10 protein-coding genes and 2 pseudogenes are annotated in these 14,606 nt (G+C 67.4%); 7 read left to right on the top strand and 5 right to left on the bottom strand.

The features are described from left to right. Nucleotides 1-323: 323 nt before the first annotated feature. A pseudogene (locus ACIGDI_RS43150) lies at nucleotides 324-446 on the top strand (site-specific integrase); the annotation flags it as partial. Nucleotides 447-562: 116 nt separating this feature from the next. Next, nucleotides 563-1,078: a hypothetical protein gene (locus ACIGDI_RS43145; RefSeq protein ID WP_399908457.1), complete on the top strand. Its 516-nt coding sequence runs from the start codon at nucleotides 563-565 to the stop codon at nucleotides 1,076-1,078. A gap of 13 nt (nucleotides 1,079-1,091) precedes the next feature. Here the strand turns inward: ACIGDI_RS43145 and ACIGDI_RS43140 are convergent, their stop codons facing one another. Then, a complete protein-coding gene (locus ACIGDI_RS43140; protein ID WP_399908454.1) occupies nucleotides 1,092-1,484 on the bottom strand; it encodes a DUF4440 domain-containing protein in 393 nt (130 codons plus the stop codon). 123 nt (nucleotides 1,485-1,607) lie between these two features. Here ACIGDI_RS43140 and ACIGDI_RS43135 point away from each other — a divergent pair, with 123 nt between their 5' ends. After that, on the top strand, nucleotides 1,608-1,979 hold the full coding sequence (locus ACIGDI_RS43135) for a hypothetical protein (RefSeq protein ID WP_399908452.1): 372 nt from the start codon (nucleotides 1,608-1,610) through the stop codon (nucleotides 1,977-1,979). Between the two features lie 92 nt (nucleotides 1,980-2,071). On the opposite strand, the gene murJ is transcribed toward ACIGDI_RS43135, so the two are convergent. The 3 genes and pseudogenes from murJ to ACIGDI_RS43120 form a co-directional block, all read right to left on the bottom strand. After that, nucleotides 2,072-3,760, bottom strand: a complete 1,689-nt coding sequence (murJ, locus tag ACIGDI_RS43130; protein WP_399908449.1) for a murein biosynthesis integral membrane protein MurJ — start codon at nucleotides 3,758-3,760, stop codon at nucleotides 2,072-2,074. A gap of 150 nt (nucleotides 3,761-3,910) precedes the next feature. Then, nucleotides 3,911-6,961 (bottom strand): annotated as a pseudogene (locus tag ACIGDI_RS43125) (Tn3 family transposase). A gap of 513 nt (nucleotides 6,962-7,474) precedes the next feature. After that, nucleotides 7,475-8,566: an IS4 family transposase gene (locus ACIGDI_RS43120; protein WP_399908446.1), complete on the bottom strand. Its 1,092-nt coding sequence runs from the start codon at nucleotides 8,564-8,566 to the stop codon at nucleotides 7,475-7,477. A gap of 876 nt (nucleotides 8,567-9,442) precedes the next feature. Here ACIGDI_RS43120 and ACIGDI_RS43115 point away from each other — a divergent pair. Together ACIGDI_RS43115 and ACIGDI_RS43110 are read left to right on the top strand one after the other, a co-directional pair. Then, a complete protein-coding gene (locus ACIGDI_RS43115) occupies nucleotides 9,443-11,185 on the top strand; it encodes a C1 family peptidase (protein WP_399908443.1) in 1,743 nt (580 codons plus the stop codon). 74 nt (nucleotides 11,186-11,259) lie between these two features. Further along, on the top strand, nucleotides 11,260-11,574 hold the full coding sequence (locus ACIGDI_RS43110) for a protease inhibitor I42 family protein (RefSeq protein WP_399908440.1): 315 nt from the start codon (nucleotides 11,260-11,262) through the stop codon (nucleotides 11,572-11,574). A 910-nt stretch (nucleotides 11,575-12,484) separates the two neighbouring features. On the opposite strand, the gene ACIGDI_RS43105 is transcribed toward ACIGDI_RS43110, so the two are convergent. Next, complete coding sequence (locus ACIGDI_RS43105) at nucleotides 12,485-13,105, bottom strand: TetR/AcrR family transcriptional regulator (RefSeq protein WP_399908438.1); 621 nt, start codon at nucleotides 13,103-13,105, stop codon at nucleotides 12,485-12,487. A gap of 164 nt (nucleotides 13,106-13,269) precedes the next feature. On the opposite strand from ACIGDI_RS43105, the gene ACIGDI_RS43100 reads away from it, so the two are divergent. Then, nucleotides 13,270-13,728, top strand: coding sequence for a cupin domain-containing protein (locus ACIGDI_RS43100; RefSeq protein ID WP_399908435.1), 459 nt, complete (start codon nucleotides 13,270-13,272; stop codon nucleotides 13,726-13,728). Between the two features lie 51 nt (nucleotides 13,729-13,779). Continuing rightward, nucleotides 13,780-14,601 carry an alpha/beta fold hydrolase gene (locus tag ACIGDI_RS43095; RefSeq protein ID WP_399908432.1) on the top strand — a complete coding sequence of 274 codons (822 nt, stop codon included), beginning with the start codon at nucleotides 13,780-13,782 and terminating at the stop codon, nucleotides 14,599-14,601. The last annotated feature ends 5 nt before the right edge of the window (nucleotides 14,602-14,606 follow it).

Here is a 14,606-nt window from a genome sequence, read left to right as displayed (position 1 = left end):
GTCACTCCGAAGCCCTCGTGCCATGAGTCCTCCGCAAGGAGCAAGGCACGCGACAGCTCGGCAAGGTCGCCCTTGCTTGCCAGCTCCCCTATGTAGTCAACTCGCGCAGCTGACTCCCACGGTGACGTCACCAATTCCATGGCTGGAGCGTAAGGGCAGCCACCGACAACGCAAGGGAACGCGATTCGAAGGACTTCCCTCCCCCGCGCCTACCGATGATCTCTGGGCGGAGTGGTTGGCGAGATCAAAGCATTGATGCTGTTCCGGCAGCTGAGAAGGGCGACATCACGCGAAGAATCTCAGTCGAACCAGTCCCGCTTTGCGTGATGCTAATGGCCAAGTCCCGGCACAAGAAGCCGGAGAACGTCCGCCGGTACTTCAAGCCGTCCCCCGAGGCGATCTCTGAGCTGACCAGCCTGCTCGCCCCCGGCGACGCGCGCCGCTGACCCTGCTGTGCATGAAGTCGGCGTGCGGCTGTACGCCTGATTGTGCCGACGCAACCCTTGAATTGCATCCTTGGATTCATTCCTTGACTTCAATCCAAGGATCGTACCTTGGGTTCATGTCAAGCAGTGAGAAGCCTCGCCTCATCCCGACCGGCAAGTGCTGGTGCGGCTGTGGGAAGGACGTCGGCCTGGGCAAGTTCTTCGCCGCCGGCCACGACAAAATCGCCGAAGCAGCGCTCATGGCCCTCAAGTACGACGGGTCCGTCGCTCAACTGCTCCACGCCCACGGCTTCGGCTCGCACCATTCCGTCCGCCACGCCGCCGTCACCGATCCGGACTGCTCGTGGGAGAAGTGCGCCGACTGCAACTACAGCGGTGCCCCTGCCAGCATCGCTAACCACCGCAAGAAGGATCATCCCGACCGGCATGTCCTCGCCCAGGCGATTCGCGCCCTGGGCGGCACCTGGGATCCGCAGCGCGCCATCAAGACTCTCGGCGCCCACGGTCACACGTGGGAAGATCAACGGGCAGCGGAGAAACGGGTTCGGCAGATCCTGCGCGACCTGTGCGCGGACGGCCTCATCGTCAAAACCGACCCTCAACGGGCTGTCTACGACCTCGTTCAGGAGTAGAGCCGAGGACGGTTCAGCCCTCGGGGACGGGGGTGCCCTGGTGGTAGTAGAGCCGCCATCCGGCGTCGCCGTCGCCCCTGCGCCACAGGGAGCTGCGGCGGGCCCGGCGGCCGGCGATGACGCTCTCGTACGTCAGGTGCACGAGGTCCGGGGCGAGGAGCACCCCGCGCATGCCGGAGGCCTCGATGTGCGGCCTGTCCGCTTCGCCGTGCAGGGTGGGCAGGGCCGCCACCATCTCCTCGTACGTCCAGCGCCGCCCGGAGGCACCGACCTCGACGAAATCTGGGTCGAACAGCCGGACACCGACTGCGGAGGCGCGGACGGCGGGGTCATGCAGGCGCAGTTCACCGTCCTTCGCCGCAGCGATTGCGACCTGTTCCTCGGGGTTCTCATCCGTGTCGATCATCGACGCATCCTCTCTCGCCCCGGAGCCCTCGGCAAAGGTTCTTCGGGTCCTTGTCCGTTGACCAAAGTGGAGAACATGGCATTCCGGGGCCGCGGCGTGCCTGGTCGCCTCTACAGTTGCGTCATGGAGTTCAACCGGGGTGACTGGGTCTGGGAACTGATGCTGACGAGGCGTCCCTCCGACACACGCTTCTCGAAGTCAAGCACTCCGGGCGGAGAGAGCCCGCTTGCGCGGGATGACGACAACACGCTCGTCACGCACGCCGTGCTGTTCGACGGGACCAAGACGGCCTTGGTGATCCTCGGCACGGGCGCCGCACTGGGGGCCGCCGCGATGAAGGCCGCGCCGCACGTCAAGAGCGGGCTGATCAGCCTTAAGTCAAAGCTGCGCCGCCGGGCGGAGGACACTGCCGACGCCGAGACCCCCGTTCCTCTCACGGTTGTTGCGGAGGTCGAGCCGGAGCAGCCTGACCCCCCTCGACTGCGCGCTGTCTGACCGTCAGACCAGGCGTCGGCGCGGGCCCGGATAGATCCGCATCACGGACTATCCAGCACCCTTGCCGCGGGTGCTCAGCCGAGACCGGGCGCTCACCCCAGCCCCGGCAGGCTCCGCAGCTCGCTGATCTTCAAGATTCGTGCGAGCAGCACGAACACCAGGAGCATCGTGAGGCCTCCCGCGGTGAGGCCCAGAGCGGGTGCCCAGGTGGTCGAGGTGACGGTGCTGGAGCATGAGCGGGCCACGAACCAGCCCAGCGTTCCCGCCGCGAGGGCAGAAGCCGTCAGCTTGCCGTAGGTGCGGCACAGCCTCTTGCCGTCCAGGCGGCCTTCGAGGCGTCGTCGCAACAGCATCGCGGTGATGAGCAGGCCGATGGCGTACGAGGCGGCGTAGGCGCCGGCCAGGCCGGTGACGGCCCATCGCGGGGGCATCAGCAGATGGCAGGCGGTGGCCAGCGCGATGTTTGCGGTACTGATCCACACGGCCATCCAGAACGGCGTCCGGGTGTCCTCGAAGGCGTAGAAGCCGCGCAGCAGCATGTACTGCGCCGAGAATGGGATCAGGCCGAGTCCGAAAGCCTGGAGCATCTGGCCCAGCGGCACGATGGATGCCGGGTGGGCTGCTCCGTGAGCGAAGACTACCTGCGCCATTTGCGGGCCGAGGGCGACGAAGAAGAATGCGGCGGGAACGATGACGACGCCGCTGATCCGCAGGGCTCGGGAGAGGTCGCCGCGCATGTCGTCGAGGCGGTGTTCGGCGACGGCCTGGCTCATTCGCGGCAGCAGGGCGGTGACCAGCGAGACGGTGATGACGGACTGCGGCAGTGACCAGATGGTCTGCGCGTAGGTGTAGGCGGAAAAGCCCACGCCGCCATTGGGCAGTGCCGTGTCTGCGGCGGAGGCGTAACGGGTCACCACCGTGCTGGCCACGAGGTTGGTGAGGACGAACAGCAGAGTCCAACGGGCCGCGCTGATGCTCTTGCCGAGCCCTGCGCCGCGCCAGTCGAAACGTGGGCGGAAGCGGAAGTCGGCGGCCCTGGCGAAGGGGATCAGGGCGAGCGCCTGGATCGCGAGGGCGAGTGTGGTGCCCGCGCCGAGGAGCGTGACCTGGGTCTGGGTGATGTCCTGGACTGAGTCCGGGACGGTCACCATGCCGAGGTATACGCCGAACATGGTGATCAGGACGACGTTGTTGAGGACGGGAGTCCACATCATCGCGCCGAACTTGTTCCGGGCGTTGAGCACTTGGCCCAGGATGCTGAACAGTCCGTAGAAGAAGATCTGCGGGAGCAGGAACCGCGCGAAGACCACCGTCAGCTGAAACGCTTCGTGGTTGGCCGGTGAGTCGCTCTGATAGAGGCTGATGATCTGCGGCGCCGCCCAGACGGCCAGCAGCGTGCCGATTCCCAGCACGGACATCGTGAGGGTGACCAGACGCTGCTCGAAGGCACGTCCGCCATCGGGCTGCTCCATCCTGGCTCTCACGAGCTGCGGAACCAGTACGGAGTTCAGCGCGCCTCCGATGAGCAGGAAGTACAGGCTCGCCGGCACCACGTTGGCCTGGTTGTACGTCGTAGCGAGCAGTCCCGTTCCGAGTGCCCCGGCCTGTAGGACTGTTCTCAGCAGGCCCGTTGCCCGGGACACCACCGTCCCTGCTGCCATCAGCATGGACGAGCGCATCAGCCCGCTCTTTGACGCGCCGGACTTCGTGGCGGCGTGCCGCCCTCGTTTCTGCTTCCCCGGTAACCGCGTTCTCGCCGTGCCCGGCGTCCCCTCCACCATGTGCCTAATCTACGGTGTAGAGATCATCATCATGGGCACTGCCCCGGGTTCGCCGGTCGGCCCGCAGTCCCCAGTCGATGCATTGCGGCGAATGGAAACTCCGGGCCGTGGGGTCATGCAGTACGCAGGTGCGTCAGGCCGGGACGGTCCTCACTGCTCGCTGGCATCCGGATCGCGTAGGGGCCGCAGTCCGCCGGGCAGGTCAGGAAGCTGGAAGGAGTACCGGCCCAGCATGTTGATGTGCTGCCGTACAAACGGCGAGAGGCGGGCCACGTCCTCGTCGCGGACGTCGAAGCCTTCTGCGCGGAGCTGGTTCACCGCGGCATCCATGTACCGCGTGTTGAAAAGGACGACGGCATGGAGGACCAGGCCGAGGGCGCCGAGCTGGTCCTCCATGCCGTCCTGATAGCGCTGGTAGAGCTGCCCGGAACGGCCGTGGAAGATCTTCCGGGCGAGTGCGTGGCGGCCCTCCTGGAGGTTGGCCTGCGCCTTGATCTGGCGGCGGTAGCCGGGCTCGTCGGCGAGGCGCAGGATGTGCAGGGACTTGGCGATCCGTCCGTAGTGCGCGATCGCGTCCCCAAGCGGGGTGGGCCGACCGTCCCGCGACAGCATCCGGATCACGTCGTACGCGCGCACGGCGCCGGTATGGATGGAGCCGATGATGCGCAGGATGTCCTCCCACTGGCGTTCGATCCGGGCGAGGTCGACACGGCCGCGGGCCGCTTCCTGGAAGGCGCCGTAGTCGGCGGTGCGGTCGATGCGCCACATCTTCTGGTCCGGCAGGTCCGCGAGCTGCGGCGCGTACGCGAACCCTGCCAGGGTGAGGAGTCCGAAGACGATGTCGCTGTACGAGGCGGTGTCCGTGACGATCGTCTCCGGGCGCTTGCCGCCGTCGCGGTCGTAGAGGACATCGAGCACGTACAGGGAGTCGCGCGGGGTGCCGGCCACCACCTTCCCACCGAGCCCCGCCGCCTGGTCGTTGATCATGTTCAGCCACGTCGCGCCGCCCCGGCGCCCGAAGTACTTCGGGTTCGGCCGGGCGTACACGCTGGGGACGGGGAGGACGAACCGCATACCGTCGACCGAGGCGACCAGCCCGCCGCCCCACGATTGCGCGAGGGGATTGACGCTTGATGCTCGATGAGCGTGGCGTTCGCAGCCCGGTAGGTGGCCAGCCTCAGATACGTCTGGTCGACGTGCGACAGCGTGCCGTACTTCAGCGCGTCGATCCCGCCGATGACCGGCGTGTAGCCGACGTTGCAGCCGTGCGCGACCAGCAGGGCGGCGACCGTCACGTGCAGGTCCCGCAAGCGGGCCTAACCGCCGGTGATCGAGGTGAACGCCTGATCGGCGCCGGTCCAGGAGAACACCTCCAGCAGCACCTCCGGCAGGTCCACGCGGGGCATCATCGCCTCCACCGCCTTCCGCAGGTCGAGCAGCGAGGCCGGTTCGGGCTCCGGCTGAAGGGCGGCGAAGTGCAGGCGGCCGTCGTCGTCGAAGACGATCTGGGAGTTCGCCGGCACCCGCCCGGCGACCTCCCGGTACGTGCCGTCAAGCAGCGCGGCCCGCGCCGCCAGGTGCTCGCCCGGCTCGCTGGGCAGGTTCAGCGAGGCCAGCACGTCGGGCGGACCTGCTCCCATAACTCGCCGTCCAGCAGCTTCGCCCGCGGGTCACCCCACTTCGAGGAGTTCTTCGCGAACGCCTCCCGCCGGCGCAGCATCCGGTGGAAGGACTCCAGCACGCAGAACGCGTACGCCTTCCAGTCCACCGTGCCTGGCTCCAGGTGCGGCGCGCTCAGTACCAGCCGCCGCCACGAGCCCACCAGCAGCGACGTGTCAATCTCGTCGTGCCCGACCTTCTTGCGCCCCATCAGGTCGGGCAGTGACTTCAATGCCTTCAGGACCGGCAGCCCCTCCGGGGTCGCCCCGAAGTCGACGACCTGGACGAGCAGAGCCAGGAACGGCCGCACGGTGGGGAACCGGGTGACCAGCATCGTCCGCCATGCCTCGTCCGCGTCCGAGTCGATCGGCGGCGCCAGCTCGAACAGCGCGGCGATCGCGGCGGCCAGCTCCTCGCGCGGCACCACCTCCTCGATCCGCTCCCACATCGCCGTCAGTGTCGCCACCTCCGGCGGACTGATCTTCCCGGACTCGGTGTCGACCTGCTCCCTCGTGGTGTCGAACACGACCCGGAACGCGGTCGCCAGCCTGATCCCGGCCCGCTCCATCCTCGGCAGCGTCTTCAGCTTCTGTTTCGCCGTCTCCCGCTCCGCTCGCGCGAGCAGCTTCGTCGCGATCAGCACCTCCAGCAGGTCCAGCGCGTCGTCGACCGCCCTGCTCGTCAGGTAGACCGCGGTGGCCGGCAGCGTCGCCAGCCTGCGGGAGTCACCGTGACGGCGCAGCAGGGACGCCTGTCGTCCACGCCGTAGCGAGACAGCTCCGCCAGTCGCCGCGGCGGTATCCCGGACACGTCCAGCTCACCCATCCCGAACGCGTCGATCTCCGCCGCCCGCTCAGGCGCCCACTTCATCTGCGGCCCGGAAATCCGCACCGGGCCGCGCCGCAGACGGTCCAGCTCCGACACCCGCGCACCGGGCGGCACGGTCGGCAGCGAGTCGAGCACCGCGCGCTGATCGGTGCTCAGCAGCCCGTAGAGGCTGTCCCACAGCCGCTGGTTCGCCGCCTCCCGCACCGACGCAACCAGCCGGGCGAGCGTCGTCACGCCGGGCAGCAGTACCCGCCGCTCACGCAACCACCCCACCGCCGCGTCGAACAACGCCTTCGGGCCCTCCCCGGTCGTCCACGCTCGCGCGTCCACCCACACCCGCAACTCGGCTTCCGCCTCGGCGAACTCCGTGTACTCCAGGAGTTTCCGCAGCTCACGGACGTGGGACAGCCGGGTGTTCTCCCGTTCCCCATACGCCTTCAGTGCCGACGCGTCCGCGATGCCGAGCTGCTCGGCGAGGTAGTCGACGACCTCCGGCGGAACGTCGGTCGGGTCGTCCAGGAACACCCCGAGATAGCGCGCGGTCGTGAGCTGGGCCGCGAAGCCCAGCCGGTTGTGGGACCGCCGCTTGCCCTCGATCAGCTCCCGGTCCGCGTCGTCCAGGAAGAAGAACCGCTCCAACTCCGTACGGGACGGCGCCCCGTCGTACGCCGCGTACGCGGCAGCTTGCGCATCCGTCAGAAACTCGACCGGCACCCCGGACCTCCACACAGTCAGTGATCAACACGACTGCTGAAGGCTCCGTCCTCGAAGAAGTCCAGGTCAAAGCGCTCCCAGGTGCACGGGAGGCCTAGCGCCGGTTTTCGTTCCGATGTTCCTCAACCCCCTGTTCGGGGACGATGTGATTGTGGGATCCAAGTGCGGCTGGTCGCTGCCGCCCCAGCCGGTACAGCTGTTTCACTGCATCGGGCAGCGACTGTGACGGCTGCGGCAGGGGCGATGGGCGTGGGACGTCGCCCGCGGCGGAGTACCAGCCCGTGACGAACTCCTCCAGCGCCACAGCCCGGTTGCCGTTCACATGTCGGAGCCATCCCAGGCCGGGCAAGCTCAGTGCTGGCGGTGGTGGCGCAATACCGGATGGCCACCACTGAGCAGATGCACCTGGTGATCGCGCCGGGGGTGCGGATCGAGCAGACGAGCGATCGGCGCGAAAGATCTCTGTTGGACGCGACGGAAGACCCGTACTGACCTGGCGGCCCGCGAATTTACTTAAGGATGAAGTAGTGAGCGGACCGCGTGATGAACGAGTAGGTAGCCCCATAGTTCCTGTTCCACGCCGCCGGGCCATCGCGATCTCAAGATGAGCTGGCAGCCGTCCCGCAGCGGCCCGAATGTCTGCAAGGAGGCCCCAAGGTCCCATCGATGGCGGAAGAGGGAGACGAGGCTGTGGGCAGGAGCGGTCTCGTGATCGAGAATGGTGGTGACGAACGTATGTGCTGCCAAACGGGTCGGCGCCCCGGCGTCCTTGCGGGGCTGCGCCGCGGTCTGGATGACCCGAAGCATCCCCGCGCGTATCCGGCGGTGCCCGCTCTGTTCGATGACGTCGCAGAGGTAGGAACCGTCTGGCAATACGCTGTGCATCACCATCCGGGGACAGCCGTCGAGCCGTAATAGCGCATCCGCCCCACACGCCCGCACTACGGGCAGCAGGCTCAAGTCACTGAACTTCTGATCAGCCAGGAGCAGGTCATCACTAGCTAGGCTCTTGCACACATCGCGTGCGAGCGCAGAGCGGGCACGCCGGGGGTGACCGAGAGCGGCACGGGCGATGAAGTGGCTGCCGCATTCGGCCAGCGCGATGACGTCTGCTTGAGCGACGGTGGACCGGCTCCGCTCCGCCGCCGGCGACGGACCATATTGCTCCCTGTTCTCAGCGCTATTCGGCACACCGAGTGTGACGCCGTCGAGACCCACGAGCCTCCATCTCCCGTAGCGGATAGCCACTCGCCCGCATGCGGTGGCTGACGTCGACTCGGTGAATAGAGACGCTAGGGGTTCCGCGCCCAGACGTGCCCGCGCCTTGAAGATCGCCGCTCCGGTGGGGAGGTGTGAGGGCCCATGTGCCTGTGTGGCCCAGGCGAGCCCATCGGCCAGGGCGTGGGCGACCTGGCCGTAGCTGGCCTGCGGAAACATGCACATGGTCAGCACGAGGTAGACCGTCGTGCGCGGGGGCAGCAGTCGGTTGCGCTGACCGGCCCTGCCGCATTCCACAATGACCCGATCTACCAGGTCAGGAGGAAAGGAACGAATAAGCAGCCCGATGGCAATACGATCGGAAAACCCGTCATTGATTGGTTTCATCAGTTGGCCCGGGCGTGGCATCGTCGTCCTCCCTGCCGTCATGCCCTCTTAAGTTAAGGGTGGCTACTCTGCTCTGGTTGCTGCCGCTGAGGGCGCAGAAGAGCATGGAAGAAGCTCAGGGAGAGGCCGCACAACCATTACTCCATTGGTGCTTGCGGACCCTCGTGACATACACCAGAAACAGGCCAGAGTTGCTTCGTCGAGGACGAACGATTCTGCGCCAAAAGGGCCGGGGATGGCCTCTTCGTGGGTCCACGGCCGCGTCCGGCTGGGATCGTTCGAAGAGCGACAGGAAACATTTCACGACGGTCCCACCGTGCAGTGCGCGCTCATCGAAACGCGCGGGGACCCGTTTCCGGATCGGCGATCAGCTGAGACATCTATTGATTGCTTCCCTGATCGTGGCATCCGGTGAGGGTGGTTCGACACGACGAGCCGACTCCAGGCCTTGCGGCGGAAAGCACCTTGCACGACAACTGGAGTTCACATGGCTCGATACGACGACCTCTGTGTGCTGGAGACCACGACCGAACCACGGCAATTCAAGCAACCGTCAGCGCCGGAACGGTCGAACGTGGAGAAGGCCATCTGGGAGGGCTTCGCCGTTCGTTCGGCCTGATCCCCGTCTGTCTAAGTGGCGTCTCGACGCAGTCGCGCCGCGGGGCTGCCCACACAGGATGACGAAGCCACACCGATGCCCTGGTATGCGCAGGATCCACGAAATCGAGAATGAGGAGGTTTCTGAGCATGGTTACCTACGGAGCGATACGACAGGGCCTGGATCGAGCCCAGGCCAGATGGCAAGCGAACCCTGCTATCTCCGATGACGCGGAGGTACCGGTGTATGCACTGGGGGTTCCAAGCGAGGAGCAATTGGTGCCGGCAGCCGAGGTGCCGCAGGTCGACCTGGCCGCGCTCCTGGAGCGCCACCCGACCTCCAACCACCTGCTCGCGGCGCGCCGCGCCGCCCTTGGGCTTCCGAGCGGCCCGCTCCCGGTGGACGAGGCGCTGATCGCCCGGGCGGCTCCGCAGACAGGAGTCGACGAGGCGGGGCTGAGTAGCCAGGTGGACTGGCGTAACCGTTGGGGCACGAACTGGGTCACTCAGGTTAGGGACCAGAATCCGTGCCAATCGTGCGTGGCGTTCGGTACCGCCGCAGTGATCGAGAGCCGGGTACGCATCGAGCACCACGTGTGGTGCGTGCGCTCAGAGGGCGACTCGCACGATGGCCTCGGGCTGCACTGCCCCGACGGATCGTGGCCGAACACCTATTTCGACTGGATCAAGGCCAACGGCATTGCGGACCCCGACTGCTGGCCCTACCGGACGGACAACCCGACCTACCGCCCGACGCCCGACCGCTCCGGGCGGACCGTCAAGATCGACGGTTACACCCAACTGGGAACAACCGATGACCAGAAGCGGTGGCTGGACACCGTGGGCCCGATCACCTGCTGCATCGAGGTGCCCGACGACTTCTTCGCGTACCGCACCGGCGTGTACCACAAGACCGTTTCGCACATTGCAGGTCTGCACTGCATCGCCATCGTCGGATACGACGACGTCGGCCGCTACTGGATCGCCAAGAACTCCTGGGGCACAGCGTGGGGCGAAGGCGGCTACGTGCTCATCGGATACGGAGAAGTCAGGATCGACGAGTTCGCCAAGTACGGGGTACTCGGCACCAACCCCGACCCGTGGACCAAGCGCCGGCTGCACAACGGCAATCTGTACGAGAGCGGCGATGGGGCGGCGCACCGCAACTTCGAGATGGTCGCCCCCGCCAACGGCTCGCATATCCAGCACTGGTGGCGAGACGGAACTGCAAGCGGATTCCCATGGTCGAAGGCAACGACCTTCGGGTTGGACGCTGCCGCCTGCCCGACGCTGACCAGTACGACCTTCAACCGGAACTTCGAGTGCGTCTACCTCACCGGCTCGGGGCGGCTGCACCACTGGTGGATGGACCAGAACACCGGCAAGTGGAACGACGGCGGTATCTTCGGCCCGGCCAACACGGCTGGCATCCCCGGCTTCATCCAGGCCAACTACGGCGCCCCCGGCAACTTCGAGGTCGTAGTGCGGCTCGCGACTGGACAGCTGCAGCACTGGTGGCGGGATGGTGCGGGTTGGCACGGCGGCGCGGTCTTTGCGGGCAACGTCGCCCACAGCGGCCCGTCTTTGGTCCAGAGCAACTACGGAGTCCAGGGCAACTTCGAGCTGGTCTGCACCCTGGGAACCGGCCAGATGCAGCACTGGTGGCGCGACAACGACCACGGGGGAACCTGGAACCCGGGCCCCCTGTTCGGCTCCGGCATCGACAGCCCACCGGTGATGATCCAGGGCCAGTACGGCATGGCGACCGAGAAGTCGCTGGGCAACTTCGAACTGTGTGTCGAGGCCGGTGGTCGAGTGCAACACTGGTGGCGCAACCAGACCAACGGCGTCTGGCAGTGCAGCGCGGTCTTCGGACACGACGTGGCCGCGGTCACCGGCCTGGTCGAAGGCAGTTTCGGCTTCAACCTCGAAATCGTGGTGCTCCGCACCGACCGCCAACTGCAGCACTACTGGCGCGACGGTGCGGGCTGGCACGAAGGAGTGCTCATCGGTCCCGCATAATCAGGAGGGGTGTCCCTGGCCGCCCGTTGGGGCGGCCAGGGACACCCCTTCCCCTTGCCGAACGGACACCGCCCATGAGCGACTCCGACCACGAGGCCGTCACCCTCAGACCCGGTGAACACTGGCAGCTCCGCCTGCCCGCACTCGGCGCTGCCGGCTATACCTGGACCTGGCGCACCGAAGGGGATGCTGGCGCCGTGAAGATCGACCAAGGCCGCCCGCCCGCCGAGGAGCTCGAGGGACGCCCCTTCGGTACCTCAGCCGACGCACTGTTCACGGTGACCGCTGTACGGCCGGGCCGGATCGCCCTGCAACTCGAACACCACCGAGTGTGGGAACAGGACAAGCCACCCATCGAGCGGCGCCGTTACGACATCGTGGTCACATGACGGCTCTTTCCGCGACGGCGACTCGAGGGACGAGAAGCGACGGCGCAGGGCGCGGAGCACGCTGGGACCATCTGCCGCATCCCGTAGCGCGTGAGAGCGCGGAGCGGCTGCCCGACACCCGACCAGGCGGTGCGCAGCGCGGAACGTGCCGCAGCACCGACCGGCCCGCTTCAGATGGGTCTCCCGGCCGGCACACACGGCGGCGCGCCCTGGCCGGGCGAGCCTGCCGCTCCTGGACGACTGACACGCCTCAATTCCGGCTGACTTTTGGGAGGCCGTTAGGTCGGCGCCTGTGGCCTCCTCGGGGCGCTGCGAGGGTTTCCTGCGCCCCGGGCGTGTGCGGTCATGCCCGGGACGACGTGTGGGAATCAGCCGACCACCTCAACCTCTGGTGTCCCGCCGCCAGAGGAGCCTGGAATCCGGCGGTCGCACCCCGGCTGGGCGGCGGCCACAGGTTCCGATACGCCTCGACATCGACCGACCAGCGCTGCTTCGCACCGTCGCTGCTGTCGTCGACCGGCGCAGCGATCATGTCCTGACGTCCGACCACTCTTCAGGCCCCCCTCAGCAATCCCGAACAACCCCCGCCAAGCCCACCGACCGAGCGAACCCCATAAACCCCAGCTCACGACAGACAACCACCTCCCGGCCCACCCCACGAACCCGATGCCTTGTACCTCGCGGGCATGGGTGACGTCCGGAAACCACACCGTGCAGACCCGGCGTTGCACGGCAGTACTGGCGCCGTTATTGCCGAGGGGGCGAAGGCGGGGCGGGTCAGCGCCGACGGCCTCCGGGACGCCGTAGAGGAAACGACGGGCGACGATGCGTCCGGTCCCTCCACCGAGCGGGCCCGGAACGCCTGGACAACGGGCAGTATTTCGGGAAGTAACGCCACCCCGGGTGGCTACTACATCTCCCGCACCGCGGCCTTTGTCAACCTCCGCGCCGTCCGTACGGCGCTGGCGACGGCCTCGTCCGGTCCGAGCCCGCACAGATCGGTGAGCGTGAAGAGCGCCTCCGCGCTGACGACAACGGCGAGGTCGCGCTTGAGTTGGGCGAACGCCTCGGGATCCGTCCGCACGAGCGTGCCCTCCAGGGGGAGCAGGGCGTGGTCGATGAGCCCGAAACGGACCCCGGGGCGGTTGGTCACCGTCTCGGGCCGGGTGATGGTCGCCGAGATCATCGCGCGCACCGCTCCCTGTCGGGCGAGTATGCCGCGGAGCAGGAATTCGCAGGCGAAGGCGATGCGTTCGACGGGGTCAGCCGAGTCCGCGACCGGTGCGAGGGCGTCGGCGGGGGGCGGCCATACGCCGGCCAGGGCCTCGCTGATCAGCGAGGGGAGATCGGGGAAGTACCGGTAGGCGGTGGCCTCCGACACCAGGGCCGCGCGTGCGATCGCGGGCATGGTCACTTCGCCACCGGTGCCGATGAGTTGGCGGGCCGCATCGACGATCGCGGTCCGCGTACGCATCTTCTGGTTGCTGCGGCCGGTGCTCACGCCCGCGCTGGGTCCGGTCCGTGTCGCCATTGGTGCGCCCCCATTCGTGCCCGTAGGTCCCGGGCCCAGACTATATCACTGCCAACCCTCCTTATGAGAGTTCACTTGCATGAAGAGAGACAACCCTCTAATGTTCCATTTCGCGAGAGCCCGCTCTCACGAGAGTCGAGCACCGAGGCGTGAAGGAGAAAAAGATGAACGACGTCTCCCTGGTAGGGCCGGACGACGGCGAGACCATCCACCTGGGACCGGCACGGATCCGCATCCTCGAGGACGGCAGCACCACCGGGCACCGCCTCGGAATCGGCGAGATCACCATCGCCCCGCTCACCCAGGGCCCACCGCAGCACCGGCACGCCCAGCACGACGAGGGCTTCTACGTCGTCTCCGGCACCGTCCACTTCACCATCGGTCAGACCACCCACGCCGCCCCGGCCGGCACCCTCGCGATGATCCCGCCCGGCGCCCCGCACACCTTCGCCAACCTCGGCGACGAACCGGCGGTGATGCTCAACACCTTCACGCCGGACCTGTACGTGCAGTACTTCCGCGACCTGCGCGACATGATCGCAGGCGGCCGGGAGATGACCCCGGAGTCGACGATCGAGGTGATGAGCCGGTACGCCACGGTCCCGGCCACCGACTTCGCGTAAGGCCCACCGACCCACCCCCCTTGCAGAACCACCTACTTGAGGAGTACCTCCATGACCGGCACCACCACCCATACCCTCTCCCTCGCACAGGGCGACGTCGACCTCACCATCGACGTCCAGGGCAGGCCGCAGGGCGAGGGACACCCCTTCCTGCTCCTGCACGGCGGCGGCGGCCCCCAGACCGTCGCCCTCTTCTCCGGGCTCCTCGCCGAGCAGCGGCCGGCCAGGGTCATCACCCCCGTCCACCCCGGCTTCGGCGGCACCACCCGCCCCACCTGGCTGACGGACGTCCCCACCCTGGCCCAGCTCTACGCACAGCTGCTCGACACCCTCGGCCTGGAAGACGTCACCGTCGTCGGCAACTCCATCGGCGGATGGATCGCCGCAGAACTGGCCGCACTCGGCAGCGACCGGATCAGCAGTATCGTCCTCGTCAACGCCGTGGGCATCCAGGTCCCCGGCCACCCCGTGGCCGACACCTTCCCCCTCTCCCCCGCCGAACTGGCCCAGCTCTCCTTCCACGACCCCTCGAAGTTCCGCTTCGACCCCAGCACCCTCTCCGACGCCCAGCGGGCGGTCATGGTCGCCAACCGGGCCGCACTGGAGGTCTACTCCGGCCCGAACGCCATGGCCGACCCCACCCTGCTCGAGCGTCTGGCCAAGGTCACCCACCCGACGCTCGTCGCCTGGGGCGAAAGTGACCAGGTCGTCGACGCCGACTACGGCCGGGCCTGGGCGAACGCCGTCCCGGGCGCCCGGTTCGAACTGCTGCCCGGCACCGGTCACATGCCGCAGGTCGAGACGCCGGCCGAATTCCTGCCCGTGGTCTGGGACTTCGCGGACGCGCACGCCACCAACCGGCCGACCCACTGAACAGG

Origin of the sequence: Streptomyces sp. NPDC085900, assembly GCF_044540925.1 — a bacterium.
GTDB classification, from domain to species: Bacteria; Actinomycetota; Actinomycetes; order Streptomycetales; family Streptomycetaceae; genus Streptomyces; species Streptomyces gilvifuscus.
The sequence above is the reverse complement of the archived record's forward strand: the minus strand, read 5'-3'. Positions and strand labels throughout refer to the sequence as shown.